The organism is Nonomuraea sp. NPDC003727, assembly GCF_053586935.1.
This window is the reverse complement of record NZ_JBSFNE010000015.1, coordinates 54,856-71,200: the sequence shown is the minus strand read 5'-3', so window position 1 is coordinate 71,200 and position 16,345 is coordinate 54,856. Positions and strand designations below refer to the sequence as shown.

Here is a 16,345-nt window from a genome sequence, read left to right as displayed (position 1 = left end):
TCACCCCTGGCGGTGGCCGGACCAGGCGGCCCACAGGGTCGCGTAGCGGCCACCGGCCCGCACGAGCTCGTCGTGCGTGCCTGTCTCGGCCACCCGGCCCTCCTCCAGCAGCACGACGCGGTCCGCGGCCGCGGCCTGGGTGAGCCGGTGGGCGACGACCAGCGCGGTCCTGCCCTCGATCGCGGCCGCCGCCGACGCCTCCAGCGCCCTCGCGCCCGCGCTGCCCGCCTCGGCCGTCGCCTCGTCCAGCACCACCACCGGAGGGTCGGCGAGCACCAGCCGGGCCAGCGCCAGCTGCTGGGCCTGGGCCGCGGTGAGCCGGTGGCCGCTGTCGCCCACCACCGTGCCGAGCCCCTCCGGCAGCGCCCGCGCCCACGCCAGCGCGCCGACACGGTCGAGCGCGGCGACCAGCTCGGCCTCCTCGGCGTCCGGCTTGGCCAGCCGCAGGTCGTCGGCGAGCGGGCCGGCGAAGACGTGCACCTCCTGGGTGAGCAGCGCGACGTCGCGGCCCCCGCCCCCGACGCCGATCGAACCGCTGCCGGGCGGGTGGATGCCCGCGATCAGCTTGGCCAGCGTGGTCTTGCCCGCCCCGCTGGCGCCCACCAGCGCCACCGTCTCCCCCGCGGCGATGTCCAGGCAGACCCCGCGCAGCACCGGACGGCCGCCGCGGTAGGCGTACCCGACGTCACGGACGCGCACCTCAGGCGCGGCCGTGCCCGAGGCGAGCGGCGGGGCGGGCGCGGGGGCGGCCTCCACCACGCCCACCAGTCTGGCCAGGCCCGCCCCCGCCGCCTGCGCGTCGTCGACCAGGCCCAGCGCGATGTTGATCGGGGTGAACAGGCTGTGGAAGTACAGCGCGGCGGCGCCTGCCGTACCGACCGTGACGCCGCCGCCGCGCACCAGCAGGAAGCCGGTCACCAGCACCGCCGACAGCCCGACCCACTCGGCCAGGTTGAGCCTGGCGTAGAACCGGGTGACCAGCCTGACCCCGGCCACCGCCAGGTCGACCGCGGCCCGCGAGCCGACCCCCACCAGGCCGACGTGCCGCTCGGCCAGCCCGAACGCCCTGACGGTCGGCGCGCCGCCGACCGTGCCGAGCAGTTGCTGCTGCTGCGCGCCGACGGCCACCCGCTGCGCCGCGTACAGCGGGACGGCGCGGCGCACGTACCAGCGCAGCGTGTGCGCCTGGATCGGCACCGCGAGCAGCGCGACGAGCAGGAAGCGCCAGTCGAGGACCGCCATGCCGACCAGGGTCAGGACGATCGTCAGCAGCGAACGGGCCAGCGCGGGCAGCGCGTCGCGGACCGCGTTGGTGATCACCGCCACGTCGCCGGTGACGCGGGCGGTCAGGTCGCCGGAGCCGGCCCGCTCGACCTGCTCCAGGGGCAGCCGCAGCGCCCTGTCGACGAAGCGTTCGCGCAGGGTGGCGAGCATCCCCTCGCCCAGCCTTGCCACGAGCGAGACGCCGACGGCGCTCGCCACGCCCTGGCCGGCCGCGATCGCCACCAGCCAGACGACCGGCTCGGTGACCGCGTCCGCGGGCCTGCCCTGGACGACCAGGTCGATGATGTGGCCGAGCACCGGCGCGGTGAGCAGGCCGACGCCGGTCGCCACGACCAGGACGGCGAAGCCGGCCAACGCGGTGACCCGGTGCGGGCGGGCCAGCCGCCACACCGCCGCCCTGGTGCGTGCCGCGGTGGCGGTGGGCAGCAGCTCGCGCTCCCCGCCCTTCGCCGGGGCGCCGCCGGGCGCGGGCCTGCTCTCCTCAGCGGTCACGTGCCGCGCCTCCTCCGTCGTCGCCTGCTCGCTCTTCGCGGCCGTCACGTCAGCACCGCCGCCCGGTAGGTCTCGTGCTCCTGGACGAGGTCGGCGTGGGTGCCGTCCGTCACCAGGTCACCGTCCAGGAAGATCACCCTGTCGGCCGCCGCCAGCAGCGCCGGGCTGGTGGCCACCATGACCGTGGTGCGCCCCGCCCTGGCCGTCCTGATCCCCTGGGCGATCGCGGCCTCGGTGGCCGCGTCGACCGCGGTGGTCGGGTCGTGCAGGACCAGCACCGGAGGGGCGGCGGCCAGCGCTCTGGCCAGCGCCACCCGCTGGCGCTGGCCGCCCGACAGCGACAGCCCGCGCTCGGTGAGCAGGGTGTGCGCGCCGTCCGGCAGCGCCGCCGCGACCTGGTCCGCGGCCGCCGCCGCCATCGCCGAGACCACGGCACGGGACACCGGGCCGTGGCCGGACCGCGCGGCGGCGTCGCCCTTCTCCGGCAGGAGGCCGTCACCCTGGGCGGCGGCGACGTCCTCCGGCAGGAGGGCGTCATCCTGCGCGGCCGCGGCGACGTTGTCCAGCAGGGTGCCCTCGAACAGGTCCGCGTCGTGCGCGGCCACCACGATCGCCCGGCGCACCAGTGCGGGCTCGACGCTCGACAGCGGCACCCCGTCCAGCTCGACGGTGCCCGACCCCGGGTCGGCCGTCCGGCCGAGCACCTGCAGCAGCGCTGTGGCCACCGCCGGGTCGGTCGTGACGACACCCAGCAGCTCCCCCGGCGCCACCTCGGCGCTCAGCCCGCGCAGGGCGCCGTGGGAGACGTCCTTGATCACCAGCCCGCCGCGCACGACCTCGGGCAGCTCGCGCGAGCCCCCCGCCACCGCCGGCGGCGCGGCCAGCACGGAGGCGATCCTGGCGGCCGACGCCCGGCCCTGGGCCAGCTCGCCGTTGGCCCAGGCCAGGATCGACAGCGGGGTGAGCAGAAACTGGGCCAGCCCGACCGCCGCCACCAACTGGCCGACGCTGATGTCGCCCTGCGCGGCCAGCCGCCCGCCCACCAGCGCCACGATCGCGAGGAAGACGCCGGTGAGGATCAGCATCCCGCCGTCGTGCCAGGCCTGCGCCCTGGCCGCCCGCACGGTCGCGGCCAGGGCGTCGCGGCTGGTCCGCCGGTACCTGTCGACCGCCGCCCGCTCGGCGCCGATGCCCTTGAGCACCCGCAGTCCTGCGACCAGGTCGGCCGCCACGCCCGAGGCGCGCGCGGCGCGTTCCTGCTCGGCGCCGCTGCGCCGTTCCAGCGGCTTGCCGAGCAGGTGCGCCAGCGCCAGCAGCGGCGGGACGCCCAGCAGGACCAGCAGGCCGAGCGGTACCGACACCATCAGCAGCGCCACGCCGCCGGCCACCAGCCCCGCCAGGGCCGCGACGCCCGCGGTCAGGGCGACGTTGACGGCGCCCACCCGCTTGGCGTCGGAGGTGGCGACGGAGACCAGCTCGCCCGGCAGCCGGCCGGTCTCGGCGCCCGCCCCTGGCGCCAGCACCCGGCTGGTCAGCGCCAGGCGCAGCTCGTGGGCGGCCAGCTCGGCGGCCTTCTCCGCGGCGCGGGCGCTGAAGCGGTAGCTGAACGACAGCCCGGCGAAGGTGAGCGCGAGGACGGCGATCCAGCCGGCGAGCGCACCGCCGTCACCGCCGGAGATCGCCTGATCGATCACCACGCCGACCACGACGGGGACCAGGGCCTCGCCGGTCTGATGGCTCGCGGCGAGCAGCGCTCCGCTCGCGGTCTGTCTCCACTGTCCGGTGATGGCACGTCGCAGGACGTCACGGCCTTCGCTGGGCACCCGGGGTTCCTCCGGTCGTCGCGCGCGGGGGTTCGCACTAAGGTGAGCCTAACCTAATCATCCGGATCACCGAAGCCTCCCATCGGCTCCGATTTGCCTTGCCGGATGCCCCCGGGGGTATAGTCGAAGCATGGAGCTGAACGAGGGCATGGTCGGCGACGCGCTGACCCGGCTGAAGCGGGCACACGGCCAGCTGGCCGGGGTGATCGCGATGATCGAGGCGGGCGAGGACTGTACGAAGGTGCTCACCCAGCTCGCCGCCGTCTCCAAGGCCCTGGACCGGGCCGGCTTCAAGATCGTCGCGACCGGCCTGCGCCACTGCCAGGACGCCCAGAACCGCGGCGACCAGCCCCCCATGAGCGTCAGCGAGCTGGAGAAGCTCTTCCTGGCCCTCGCCTAGCCCGGCGGCCGCGCGCCCGCGGCCGCACTTTTTTGCTCGAACGATACCCCCAGGGGTATCAGAGAGGAGACGGGATGGAGATCACGTCGTTCCGTACGCCCGGCCTGGGCGACCAGACCTACCTGCTGTCGCACGAGGGCCGCGGCGTCCTGGTCGATCCCCAGCGCGACATCGACCGCTTCCTGCGCGCCGCCGCCGAGCGCGACGTGGAGCTGCGGTTCGTGCTGGAGACGCACCTGCACAACGACTACGTCTCCGGCGCCGAGCAGGCCGCCCTGCGCACCGGCGCCGAGCTGGTCCTGCCCGCCGCCGCGGCGGCCGCCTACCGGCACACCCCCGCCTTCCACCTGGAGGACATCGACGGCGGTACGGGCCTGACCATCCGCCCGGTCCACACCCCTGGCCACACTCCCGAGCACACCAGCTACCTGGTGCTGGTCGACGGCGAGCCGGTCGCGGTGTTCTCCGGCGGCAGCCTGCTGGTCGCCTCGGCCGGACGTCCCGACCTGCTCGGCCCCGAGCGCGCCCGCACGCTGGCCCGCATGCAGCACCGCTCGCTGCACCGCCTGGCCGCCCTGCCGCCCGGCGTCGGCCTGTACCCCACGCACGGCGAGGGCTCCTTCTGCACGGCCACCGGCGCCGGTCGGCTGACCTCCACCATCGGGGCCGAACGCGCCGGCAACCCGCTCCTGACCATCGACGAGCCCGAGAGGTTCGCCGACGAGCTGCTGGCCCACCCCATGCCCATCCCCGCCTTCTACGCGCGCATGGGGCCTGCCAACACGTTCGGTGTGCCGCCCATGCCGTCCGTGGCGGTTCCCGATCTCGGCGTGGCCGACATCCCCGCCGGCTCTCACGTGGTCGACCTGCGGCCCCGCCGGGCACAGGCGCTCGGCATGCTGCCCGGCTCGGTCGGCATCGAGCTGGACGAGGACTTCGGCAGCTGGGCGGGGTGGCTGCTGCCCCACCAGGAGCCGATCACGCTGGTCGCCGAGCCGGGGCAGGACGTCGCCGAGGCCGTCACCCAGCTCGCCAGGATCGGCGTCGACACCGTCCAGGGCGTCGTCCGCGACCTCGGCGAGGCCGCCACGCAGACCTACGAGCTGCTGGAGCTCGACGCCTTCGTCGAGCGGGCCGCCCAGCCGGACGCCCAGCTGCTGGACGTGCGGATGCCCGGCGAGCGGGAGGAGAAGCGCCTGGAGGGCGCGGCCGAGCGCTTCCTGCCCGAGCTGTTCACCCTGGGCGTTCCCGGCGAGCTCGACCCGGCACGACCGGTGCTGGTCGCCTGCGTCTCCGGACGCCGCGCGAGCATCGCGGCAGGCCGCCTCGCCGGCGAGGGCTACCGGGCGATCGCGCTCACCGGCGCCGGCGTCCGTGAGGTCGCAGCCGCGCTGGAGACGCGCGCGAGCGCCTGACGCCCGCGCCCCACCTTCGACAGAACAGGAGAAACCCCGTGTCACGTATCGACGCCGCCTCCGCCCGAGCGCTGGTCGCGGCCGACCCCGGCGTCCTCGTCGTGGACGTCCGTACCCCGGCCGAGTTCGCCTCCGCGCACATCGACGGCGCCGTCAACCTGCCCCTCGACCAGGTGGAGGCCCACCGGCGGCGCATCGTCGCCGACGCGGGCGGCCGCCTGCGCCTCGTGTGCCAGTCCGGCAGCCGCGCCGAACGTGCCGGAACGGCGCTCGCCGGCGCCGGGCCCGCCGACGTCGTGGTCCTGGACGGCGGCATGAACGCCTGGATCGCCTCCGGCGCGCCGGTCAACCGCGGCCGGCCACGCTGGGCGCTGGAGCGGCAGGTCCGCCTCGTCGCGGGGACCATCGTGGTCGCCTCCGTCGTGGCGAGCCTCTGGATCCCCGCCGCGGTGGTCGTGGCCGGGCTCGTCGGGACGGGCCTGGCGGTGGCCGCCGTCACCGACACCTGCGCCATGGGCATGCTGCTGTCCAGGCTGCCCTACAACCGGGCGGGCGGCGCCGACGTCGAGGCCGCTATGACCCGCCTGCGCCGCCCCGCCCCCCGCGCCTGACCCCCGAAACGCCGTACGGCACGCCGGCCCATGACCTCTGGATACCCCCGGGCGTATCGCCGTCCGGGGTCACGAGGCCTGGAGGGCGGGGAGGCGGCCCGAGTCGACCGAGTCGAGGACGCGCGCCGCCCCGCCGAGGGCCGCCGCGCCGTACCCCAGGGTGGAGGCGACGATCCGGCACCCGCCCAGGTCGCCGGCGAGGGTGCGGTCGCAGGCTTCGGCCGTGGCCGCGGGCAGCAACCACGGGGCGAGCGGCACGTAGTAGCCGCCCAGGATGACCGCCTCGGGGTTGAGCAGGTTCGTGACGATCGCGATGCCCCTGCCGAGGTCGCGCCCGACCCTGGCGAGCAGGTCGAGGGTCGGGCGGTCGCCCGCCTTCGCCCGGCGGACGACCTCCCGGATCTCCGGCTCCACCTCCGCGGGGTCGGTGGCCGAGACGAACACCCCGATGCCGGCGACCGCCTCGAGGCAACCGGTACGGCCGCAGCGGCACGCGGGCCCCTCGGGGTCGATCTGGATGTGCCCGATCTCCCCGCTGAAGCCCTGGCCGCCGCGCCGCAGCCGTCCGTCGAGGACGACACCGGCGCCGACGCCCACCTCGCCGGTCAGGTAGACCAGGTTCGGCGTGCCGCTCAGCGGACCGAACCGGTGCTCGGCCAGGACCGCGAGGTTCGCGTCGTTCTCGACCTGGATGGGGAAGCCGGGGTCGCGGAGCGCCGTGGCCAGGTCACCCGCGAGGTCCACCTCGCGCCAGCCGAGGTTGGGCGCCACCACGACCGTGCCGCTGGTGCCGATCAGGCCGGGAACGGCGACCGCCACGCCGAGCACCTGCCGCCGGTCGCGGCTCATGCGGCTGATGACCCGCCTGGTGAGAGCGGCGACCGCGGACACGGCCTGCGCGGCGGTCGCCGTCGCTCCGGGGAAGGAGCGCCGCCACGACAGCAGCCGCTCCCCCGACAGGTCGACCGCGACCGCGGTGAGGTAGTCGACGTTGACCTCGAGGCCGACCGACGCGTACGGCGAGCCGTCCAGGACCAGCATGGTGGCCGGCCGTCCGACGCGGTTCTCCGTCAGGCCCACCTCGCGCACGAGCCGCCGCTCGATCAGGTCGGCGACCAGGCTGGACACGGTCGCCTTGTTGAGCCCGGTCGAGGCGGCGATGTCGGCCCGCGAGCACGGCGCCTTGTCACGCACGAAGCGGAGGACGACGGCGAGGTTGGTCGCCCTGACGTCGGTGAAGTCGGCGGGCCGCGGGCCCGCTGAGGAAGAGATCAAGATCAGCCTCCGACGATCGGCCAGGCTGGCCCCATCATGCCGCAGCCTGCGCCCGCCGACCAATCCGCCGACCCCGGCGTCAGGACCCGCCGCCCCGGCGGGCGCCGGCGAGCTTGCGCTTCACCCACCAGAGCTCGTCGTTCAGCTCGTCCCTGTTCGGCAGCGGCTTGCCGGCGCCCGGCAGGTCGTCGAACTCGCCGCGCTCCTGCGCTTCGCGGATCTGCCGGTCGATCAGGGTCTCGAAGCGGTCGGTCATGGACGCTCCTTCCCGTGTCTCGGGCGATGCCGCCATCCTGGCACGCGACCTGCTCGCTCCCGCCGCCCGCCCTGCCGCCGCGCCCCCGGCGGGGCGGCGGATCAGAAGTCGTGGAAACCCACGGTCGAGCCGGGATGCGGGCCGCCCGGCAGGCCCGGCAGGTAAGGCGCGGGCTCGGGGAACGGCTCGTCGTCGTCCGCGCCGGGGTGATGGACGCGCTCACCCGAGCCGAGCAGGGCCCTGGTCAGTGCCGCGCGCTCGTCGAGCATGTCGTCGAGGGCGCGGCCGAGGTGCGCGCCGGTGAGCGTGGGCACGGTCGCCGTGCCGCTCCCGGGAAGGGCGGCGAGAACGGCACGGCGCAGCAGTTCCTTGAAGAACGACGCGGTGGCGCCCTCCGTCCTGGCCACGATCGGCTCCAGGTCGGCCTCAAGGCGCAGGTCCCCGGCGTACAACCGGAGCAGGGCGGCACGGCCTCCGGCGTCCGGCTTGGGGATCTCGACGGCCAGGTCGACCCGTCCGGGCCGGTCGGCCAGGGCCCGCTCCAGGACGTCGGCGCGGTTGGTGGTGAGCACGAACGTCACGTCGGCGTCGGCGCCCACCCCGTCCATCGCGTCGAGCAGCGCGAACAGCAGCGGGTTGCCGTCGGCGGTGTAGGAGCGGTCGCGGGCGACCAGGTCGACGTCCTCCAGGACGACGATCGCCGGCTGCAGCCGCCTGGCCAGGCCCGCGGCCTGGGTGACGTACCTGATCGCCGAGCCGGTCATGACGATCACGGTGCAGTCGCGCATCCGGCCCATCAGATAGCGGACGGTGTGGGTCTTGCCGGTGCCGGGCGGCCCGTGCAGCAGCAGGCCGCGCTTGAGGTGCTGGCCGTTGGCGCGCAGCCGTACGGCGTGCTCCCCGATCTCCACGATGTGCCGTTCGATCGTGGCCAGCACGTCGCCCGGCAGGATCACCTGGTCGGCGGTCATGCGGGGCCGGGGCAGGAACGTCACCAGGTCGTTGCCGCGATGCTCGCTCCACTCGAACGACAGGACCTGCCCCTGGTAGACGTCGTTCTCGCGCATGCGCCGCGAGATCTCGTCGCGGGCGCGGGTGGCGCTCGGCCGGTCCTGCGCCAGCACGACGAGCTGGCACTGCGGGGTGTGCTCCCGTGCCCCGCGCAGGCCGATCACCACCGGGGCGCCGTCGGGAGAGCGGGCGAGCGCGAGGCCGAGCGAGACGACCTCGGTGGTCTCGTCGGGCCCCACCGCGGCCGTGGCGTAGTCCACCGCGCCGGGCTCGTACCGCTCCCAGCCACGCGCGGCGCCGGCCAGCATGTTGACGATGTCCTCGTGCTCGCGGCCGTGCCCGGCGATGCCGAACCACTCGGCCTGCGGGCTGTGCGCGGCCAGGTAGGAGTCCACACCGCGCTGGAGGTTGACGTGCTCCCAGCCCGGAAGGTTCTCGGCGACGTTGACGATGTGCCGCAGATCGCACCCCAGGTGCGCGGTGACCCGGGTCACCAGTTCGGGCGGCTCCCTCTCCTCGCTGATCGTCTGGCGCGCGGTCGTGATGAGCTCGTCGAGCGCCCGGGCCAGCCGCTTGGCGTCATGGAGATCCATAAGCCATACCCTGACAGACTCCGTCACGCCGCCGCCGACATTCTCCTGTCGCGTGCCGTTCTCGCTCAGAGCTCGAACTTCGCCACCCTGCGCAGCTTGTTCATCGCGTCCAGCGCCGCCACCTTGTACGACTCGGCCAGCGTCGGGTAGTTGAACACCGCGTCCACGAGGTAGTCGATCGTCCCGCCGCAGCCCATCACCGCCTGCCCGATGTGCAGCAGCTCCGTCGCCCCCGTGCCGAACACGTGCACGCCCAGCAGCGACCGGTCCTCGGGCGAGACCAGCAGCTTCAGCATGCCGTACGTGTCGCCGATGATCTGGCCGCGGGCCAGCTCGCGGTAGCGGGAGATGCCGACCTCGAACGGCACGTGCGAATGCGTCAGCTCGTCCTCGGTCTGCCCGATGAAGGAGATCTCGGGAATGGTGTAGATGCCGATGGGCTGCAGGGTCGACAGGCCGCCGAGGGGCTCGCCGCAGGCGTGGTGGGCGGCGATGCGGCCCTGTTCCATGGAGGTCGCCGCCAGCGAGGGGAAGCCGATGACGTCGCCGACGGCGTAGATGTGCGGCACCGCCGTACGGTAGACCGCGTCGACGGTGATGCGGCCGCGGTCGTCGGCGGTCAGGCCGGCGGCCGCCAGCCCCAGGTCGTCGGTCATGCCGTGGCGTCCCGCCGAGTACATGACGGTCGCGGCGGGGATCTTCTTGCCACTCTCCAGCAGGGTGATCGCGCCGCGGGGACGGCGTTCGACGGCGGCGACGGTCTCGCCGAAGCGGAAGGTGACGGCCAGGTCGCGCAGGTGGTACTTCAGCGCCTCGACGATCTCCAGGTCGCAGAAGTCGAGCATGCGTTCGCGCCGCTCGACGACCGTGACCTTGGTGCCGAGCGCGGCGAACATGCTGGCGTACTCGATGCCGATGACGCCCGCGCCGACCACGACCAGCGAGTCGGGCACCGACGGCAGGTTGAGGATGCCGTCGGAGTCGATGACGGTCTGCTCGTCGAACTCGACGGAGGCGGGACGCGCGGGCCTGGTGCCGACCGCCACGACGATCTTGTCGGCGGTGACCTTGACGTCGTTGCCGTGCTCGTCGACGACGCTGACGGTGTGCGGGTCGACGAAGCGGCCCGTCCCGTTGAGGACGGCCACGTGGTTGCGTGACAGCTGGCTGCGGATCACGTCGACCTCGCGCCCGATCACGTGTTGCGTGCGGATGCCGAGGTCGCCCACGGTGACCTCGTCCTTGACGCGGTAGCTCTGGCCGTACATCTCCCGCTGGTTGAGACCGGTCAGGTAGAGCACGGCCTCGCGCAGCGTCTTGGACGGGATGGTGCCGGTGTTGATGCACACGCCGCCGATCATGTTGCGGCGTTCGACCACGGCCACGCGTCGTTCGAGCTTGGCGGCGGCGATGGCGGCCTTCTGCCCGCCAGGGCCCGAGCCCACGACCAGTACGTCAAAGTCGGACACAAGGCCAGTGTCCACCTAAGCGGACGTCCCCGCCATGACCCTGTCGACGATCGCCGTCGCCCCCTCCTGCCGGGCGCAGTGGGCGCAGCAGTACCAGCGGCGGTTGGCCTCCACGCCGTGCCCGATGATCTTCTGTCCGCAGTGCTCGCAGATGGGGGCCATCGCCTGGATGGCGCACTGGAAGGAGTCGAAGGTGTGCACCGCGCCCTGGGCGTGCACCTCGAAACTCATGTCGTAGTCGTTCCCGCACACTTCGCAGACGGCCATGTCGGTCCTCCGATCCCGGGGTTACTTCAGCGGAGATACCCCGAGGGAGGAATGCATTCGTCCTCCGCGCCGACTCTTGGCCGATGATCTACGTGTTGGCGGTCAGACGGAGGCGCCGCCGTCGACCACCAGGTCGGTGCCCACGGCGAAACCGGCTTCGGGCGAGGCCAGGTACAGCACGGCTCCCGCGATCTCCTCCAGCGTGCCCACCCTGCCGAGCGGCAGCGCCGACTTCATCCGCTCGGCCCGCTCGGCCTCGCTCTCGCCCGGCCGCAGCGACATCGCCGTCTCGGCGGGGCCGGGGCTGACGGCGTTGATGCGGACGCCTTCCCCGATGTACTCCAGCGCCGCGGCCCTGGTCAGCGCGCTCACCGCCGCCTTGGAGGTGATGTAGGCGGCCAGTCCGGCGTAGCGCTTGTGGGCGCCCAGGTTGGAGGCGGTGTTGACGATGACGCCGCCCCCGTTGCGGCGCATGTGCTCGATCTCGTACTTCATCGACAGCCACACGCCCGTCACGTTGACGTCCATGACGTGCGCCCATGTCCGCTCGTCCAGGTCGGCGACCGCGCCCCCGGCGAAGACGCCGGCGTTGTTGAAGGCGACGTCGAGCCGGCCGTACCTCGCCACGACCTCGGCGACCATCGCCTCGGCGTCGGCGGCGCGCGTGACGTCGGCCCGCACGTGGCCGGCCGTACCGCCGGCCTCCTCCACGAGCCGCACCGTCTCCAGCAACGGCTCGACGCTCCGGCCCGCCACTACCACCGTGGCCCCTTCGCCGGCGAACGCCTGGGCGCTCGCCCGCCCGATGCCGGAGCCGCCTCCGGTGACGAGCACGACCTTGCCCTTGAAACGCATGACCACTCCCTTTTCTAGAACGAGTGGTCTTGAATATGCCTTATCGAGAACGATCGGTCAAATATCTACCGAGGAGCGGGACGGCCAGCACCCCGAGCAGCGCCAGCGCCACGGGCAGGGAGAAGGCCGCCGACAGCGCCGCGACCAGCAGCGGGCTGGCGACGAACCCCGCATAGGAGAAGGTGGACACGGCCGAGACCAGCGCGCCGTCCTCGTCGCCCACCGCGGCCCTGCTCAGCATGGCCGGCACCAGCGGCCCGAGCGCCAGCCCGGTCAGCCCGAACCCGGCCAGCGACAGCCACGCCACAGGGGCCAGCCCCGCCAGCGCGATCCCGCCCCCGCCGCCGAGTCCCGCCACGAGGTAGAGCGTGCGCAGACCCAGCCTGGGAAGGGCCTGGGCGGCCAGCCGGCCCGCGGTGAGCGCGCCCATGTAGACGGCGGGCGCCGCGCTGGCCAGCAGGGTGGGCGCGGCCAGATGGTCCTCCAGCAGCAGGACGGACCACTGCTCGACGGAGTTCTCGATGACCAGCGCCCCCGCGGCCAGCGCGCCGAGCACGACCGCGTGCCGCCAGGCGCCGTGCCGCCCGGACTCGGCGACCGGCTGGACGCCCCGGCCGAGCGCGAGGCCGGCGGCGAAGACCGCGCAGGCCAGCACCAGGACCGCGACGACGGCCAGCACCTGCGCGGGGCCGTACCCGAGGGAGCGGGCCAGCCCCGTGGCCGGGGCGGCGACGATCACGGCGACGGGGAAGGCGGCGTGCACGGGCTGGAAGAGCCTGCGCCCCGACTCGCGCTCGGCCCTGCCGGTCGCGGTGTTGAGCGCGATGTCGAACGCCCCGCTGGTCGCGCCGAGCCCGACCAGCGCCAGCCCCAGCGCCAGGGGGCTGCCGACGAGGCCGACCAGCGACACCGCGACGGCGAACAGCACGGTGGTGACGGCCAGCGCCGCGCGTTCCCTGCCCCTGACCAGCCTGCTGGTGAGCGCCATCGCCGGGATGGCACCGGCGGGCACGCCGGCCAGCGCCACGCCGAGATCGGCGTCGCTCGCCCCGACCTGGGCCTGTACGGCAGGCAGCAACGCCGACCACGACCCCCAGAACACCCCCCAGGCCGCGCAGACGGCGACGAGCCTGGCCAGGGTCATGCGAGCGGGAAGGCGTGAGCGTCGATCAGCGTCATGGCCGTAGCGTATGCGGGCGGGTCGCCCGGCGCCGCTCCTTTCTCACCTGCCGCACGTCCGCCTCTCACCTCCCGCACACCCGCCGGTACGGCAGGCCCGGCACGTACACCGCCCATTCCGCCTCGCTCAGCGACCGCCCGGCCCGCGCGCACACCCGCGCCGCCACCACGGCCGGGTCCAGCGGGTACTCGGCCAGCTTCCCGTCGACCAGCGCCAGCAGCCTGCCCGCGGCGAACCGCGCCTGGCTGATCGAGGGATCCTTGACCGTGACGATCACCACCCCGGAGGCCACGTCGTACACCCGCACCCCGTCCATGGCGGTGACGGCGACGAGCGAGCCGTCCGGGGAGAACGTCAGCTCCGGGTTGACGGGCAGGTCGCGCAGCGGCGCCGAGGACGGCCCCGCCGTCCCCCGCCGCCAGAAGGCCATGCGGGCCGAGCCGTCGGGCCAGCCGAAGACGGTGCCGTCGGTGGAGAAGCCCAGCCCTCGCACCACCGCGCCGAGCGGCCGCGGGGTGGCCGGACGCCCGGTCGCGGCGTCCAGGAAGCCGTCGCCGACCGACAGGTGGCGCCCGTCAGGGGTGAAGGCGAGCTCGTCGGCCATGTTCGACGGCGCCCGCCAGATCTGCCTGCCGCTCTTCAGGTCGACCAGGCTGACGAAGGTCTGCGCCGAGACGGCCAGGCGGGCGCCGTCGGGGCTGAAGGCCAGGCCCTGGGGCGCCTCGTCGCGCATGGGCAGCTCGGCCAGCCTCCGGCCGGACGCGGTGTCGTGGACGGAGACGCTCTCGTCGCCGCCCGTGGCGACGGCCGCGCCGGTGCCGCTGAAGACCCGCGGGTACTGGGGTTCGTCCTTCAGGGTGACCGTCCGGCCCGTGGCCAGGTGGCGCACCGTGCGGCCGGCCAGCAGGCGTCCGCCGTCGGGGCTGATCAGCTCCCCGCTCGGGCCGCGGCGCGGGCGCGCATCGAGCGGCACGCCGACCACCGTGTCACCGGCGAGGTAGCGCAGCGTGCGGCCGTCGGGATCGAAGGCCAGGTGGTCGGCGCCGGTCGGGACGGGCTCGTCGAGCACCATCGTGGCGTCGCCGGCCCGCCACACCTGCAGCCCGTTGTCGCCCAGTGCGGCGATCAGCCTGCCGTCCCCGCTCCAGGAGATGGCGCCGCCCTTCCAGCCGCTCAGGTTGATGTCCGTTTCCTTGCCCGTGCTGACGGCCAGGCGCTGGATGTCCTCCTCAGGCCCCGGAACGGCCGCCTTCGCGCCGTCCGGGCTCAGGGCGAAGTCCTGGCACAGCCGCGGGCAGCGCGACAACGTGGCCGCCCGCCCGCCAGGCAACGCCTGGCGGCGCAGCTCGGAACCCATCAGCGTGTACACCGCCGTCCTGCCGTCGGGCGTCACCTCCAGGTTCCCGCCGAGCGTGGGCACACCTGTCTTCGCTCCCGTGCGGGTGTTCCAGAACGTGGCGCCCTGCCCCACCCGCACCACCACGACGTCCTCGGACGCGCTGTACGACACGGCGAAGTCGATCTGTTCCGCGCCCTCGAAGAGCCGGTAGCGGGGCCGGCGCGCGGCGCCCGTCGCCGCGTCCCACAGCATGACCCCCTCCTTGTCGGTGGCGATCGCGAGCGTGCGGCCGGACGGGCTGGCCGCCATCCCGATGACGTCGCCTTCCTGGTGCCGGAAGGCGGCCGTCCTGCGGCCGGTGCGCGTGTCCCACACCCTCACCTCGCCGTCCGAGGCGCTGAACAGGCGGTGGCCGTCGGCGCCGAGCACCCTGACCGCCACAGCGGCCGGGTCGGTGAACGACCGGGTGGCCGCCGAGGTGAGACCGCGGTACATCGCCGCCATCGCCTGCGGCGTGGCCGCGACGTCGTGCGCGGCGACGCCGAGCAGCATGCCCAGGACCGGATCCTTCGCCCGGACCGAGTCGGCCAGCGCCGCCAGCCGTCCCGACTCGGCCACGTCGCGCTGCTCGGCCACCTGGCTGCTCTGCTGGACGGCGAAGCCGCCCGCGGCCACCGCGAGCACCAGAAGGACGGCCAGCGCGACCGAGACGGCCCTGACCCTGCGCCCCCTCCGCCTGACCAGCGCCGAGCCGGCCTCCAGGAAGTCGCGCTCGGCAGGGGTGAGCGTGATGTTCCTGCGGCCCGTCGCGGCCCAGCGCTGAGCGGCGTCCAGGGTGCTGCCGTGGAACAGGTCGGCGTCCCTGCGCCCGCCGGAGGCCCAGCTCGTGGCGGCGGCGGCGATGCGCCGGTGCACGGCCAGGCCGTCCCTGTCGGCCTGGATCCACGCGCGCAGCCGCGGCCAGGCCAGCGGAAGAGCCGGACGCAGCAGCCTGACGGGATCCCCGCCGGACACCACGTAGGCGAACGCCCGCAGGACCGGCTCGATGCCGTCGGGCAGCTCGGCGCGGGCGGCCTGCCGTACGGCCAGATCGCCGTCCTCGGTGACGGTCACCAGGCGCAGGAACAGCTCGGGCACCAGCTCCCGCTCGGCGGAGCCGAGCGCGGCGTAGGCGTCCTCGGCGAGCGTGCCGAGCGCGGGGTCGGCGGCCGGCCGGCCGCCGTGGGCCGCCATGGCCGCGGCCGAGCCCACGCCCTGGGCCAGCAGCCTGGCGGTGTCGAGGCCGTCCCCGCTGACCAGCCCCAGCAGCAGCTCCCTGGCGGTGGGCCGCTGCCGGGGGTCCTTGGCGAGCGCGGCACCCACCAGCGCCCGCAGCGGGCCCGGCAGCATCGACAGGTCGGGCTCGTGGGAGAGCACGCGGTGCATGACCGCGCCCAGCGAGTCGGCACGGAACGGGTCCTGCCCGGTCGCGGCGAACAGCACGGTGGCGCCCCAGGCGAACACGTCGGCGGCCGTGCCGGCCCGCTCGCCCGAGAAGACCTCCGGCGCCATGTAGCTGGGCGTGCCCGCCAGCAGCTGCGCCGAGGTGAGCGACATCTCCAGCGTGCGGGCCACCCCGAAGTCGATGACGCGCGGCCCGTCCGGGCCGAGCAGCACGTTGTCCGGCTTGAGGTCGCGGTGCACGACGCCCGCGTCATGGATGGCGGTCAGCGCGGTGGCCATGGCGGTGGCCAGCCGGTGCAGCTCGTCGCCCGCGAACACGCGGCCCGCCTGCCGCAGGCTCGGGCCCTCGACGTACTCCGAGACGATGTACGGCCGCGGGCCGTCCAGGTCGGCCTCCAGCACCCTGGCGGTGCAGAAGGCCGGGACGCGGCGGGCCGCCGCGGCCTCCTTGGCCAGACGGGGCTGGGTCGAGGGGTCGCCGCGCAACACCTTGATCGCCACCCGCTCGCCCTGGGCGTCGTAGCCCTCGTAGACGACTCCCTGGCCGCCCTCCCCGACCCGTCCGGCGAGCCAGTAGCCGCCCAGCCGCTGCGGGTCCCCGTCGATCAGCGCATCCCCCATGGCGTGTTGGA

General features: G+C 74.4%; 13 protein-coding genes. 3 read left to right on the top strand and 10 right to left on the bottom strand.

Going from position 1 to position 16,345, the window contains the following annotated elements:
* Nucleotides 1–1,824, bottom strand: coding sequence for an ABC transporter ATP-binding protein (locus ACWDLG_RS33380; protein ID WP_449927839.1), 1,824 nt, complete (start codon nt 1,822–1,824; stop codon nt 1–3).
* Nucleotides 1,821–3,599 (bottom strand): ABC transporter transmembrane domain-containing protein, encoded by a 1,779-nt coding sequence (locus tag ACWDLG_RS33375; protein WP_449927836.1) that lies wholly within the window; start codon nt 3,597–3,599, stop codon nt 1,821–1,823. Before ACWDLG_RS33375 ends, ACWDLG_RS33380 begins: the two co-directional genes overlap by 4 nt.
* 130 nt (nt 3,600–3,729) lie before the next feature.
* Here ACWDLG_RS33375 and ACWDLG_RS33370 point away from each other — a divergent pair, with 130 nt between their 5' ends.
* From ACWDLG_RS33370 to ACWDLG_RS33360, 3 genes are all read left to right on the top strand, one after another.
* Complete coding sequence (locus ACWDLG_RS33370) at nt 3,730–3,999, top strand: metal-sensitive transcriptional regulator (protein WP_354905167.1); 270 nt, start codon at nt 3,730–3,732, stop codon at nt 3,997–3,999.
* 74 nt (nt 4,000–4,073) lie between these two features.
* A complete protein-coding gene (locus ACWDLG_RS33365) occupies nt 4,074–5,414 on the top strand; it encodes an MBL fold metallo-hydrolase (protein ID WP_449927834.1) in 1,341 nt (446 codons plus the stop codon).
* A 38-nt stretch (nt 5,415–5,452) separates the two neighbouring features.
* Complete coding sequence (locus ACWDLG_RS33360; RefSeq protein WP_449927832.1) at nt 5,453–6,025, top strand: rhodanese-like domain-containing protein; 573 nt, start codon at nt 5,453–5,455, stop codon at nt 6,023–6,025.
* Nucleotides 6,026–6,094: 69 nt separating this feature from the next.
* Here ACWDLG_RS33360 and ACWDLG_RS33355 read toward each other — a convergent pair whose 3' ends face one another.
* The 8 genes from ACWDLG_RS33355 to ACWDLG_RS33320 all read right to left on the bottom strand — a co-directional run bounded on the left by ACWDLG_RS33355 (nt 6,095) and on the right by ACWDLG_RS33320 (nt 16,334).
* Nucleotides 6,095–7,300, bottom strand: a complete 1,206-nt coding sequence (locus ACWDLG_RS33355) for an ROK family transcriptional regulator (RefSeq protein ID WP_449927830.1) — start codon at nt 7,298–7,300, stop codon at nt 6,095–6,097.
* A gap of 79 nt (nt 7,301–7,379) precedes the next feature.
* Nucleotides 7,380–7,556, bottom strand: a complete 177-nt coding sequence (locus tag ACWDLG_RS33350) for a DnaJ family domain-containing protein (RefSeq protein WP_449927828.1) — start codon at nt 7,554–7,556, stop codon at nt 7,380–7,382.
* A 101-nt stretch (nt 7,557–7,657) separates the two neighbouring features.
* Nucleotides 7,658–9,160, bottom strand: a complete 1,503-nt coding sequence (locus ACWDLG_RS33345) for an AAA family ATPase (RefSeq protein WP_449927826.1) — start codon at nt 9,158–9,160, stop codon at nt 7,658–7,660.
* 65 nt (nt 9,161–9,225) lie between these two features.
* A complete protein-coding gene (gene sthA / locus ACWDLG_RS33340) occupies nt 9,226–10,629 on the bottom strand; it encodes a Si-specific NAD(P)(+) transhydrogenase (protein WP_449927825.1) in 1,404 nt (467 codons plus the stop codon).
* Nucleotides 10,630–10,644: 15 nt separating this feature from the next.
* The gene (locus ACWDLG_RS33335) at nt 10,645–10,896 is read right to left on the bottom strand and encodes a hypothetical protein (RefSeq protein WP_354905185.1); all 252 of its coding nucleotides are present in this window, start codon (nt 10,894–10,896) and stop codon (nt 10,645–10,647) included.
* A 102-nt stretch (nt 10,897–10,998) separates the two neighbouring features.
* Complete coding sequence (locus tag ACWDLG_RS33330) at nt 10,999–11,751, bottom strand: SDR family NAD(P)-dependent oxidoreductase (RefSeq protein ID WP_449927824.1); 753 nt, start codon at nt 11,749–11,751, stop codon at nt 10,999–11,001.
* Nucleotides 11,752–11,791: 40 nt separating this feature from the next.
* Complete coding sequence (locus ACWDLG_RS33325) at nt 11,792–12,895, bottom strand: hypothetical protein (RefSeq protein WP_449927822.1); 1,104 nt, start codon at nt 12,893–12,895, stop codon at nt 11,792–11,794.
* Between the two features lie 100 nt (nt 12,896–12,995).
* Nucleotides 12,996–16,334 (bottom strand): protein kinase domain-containing protein, encoded by a 3,339-nt coding sequence (locus ACWDLG_RS33320; RefSeq protein ID WP_449927820.1) that lies wholly within the window; start codon nt 16,332–16,334, stop codon nt 12,996–12,998.
* Nucleotides 16,335–16,345 lie beyond the last annotated feature (11 nt).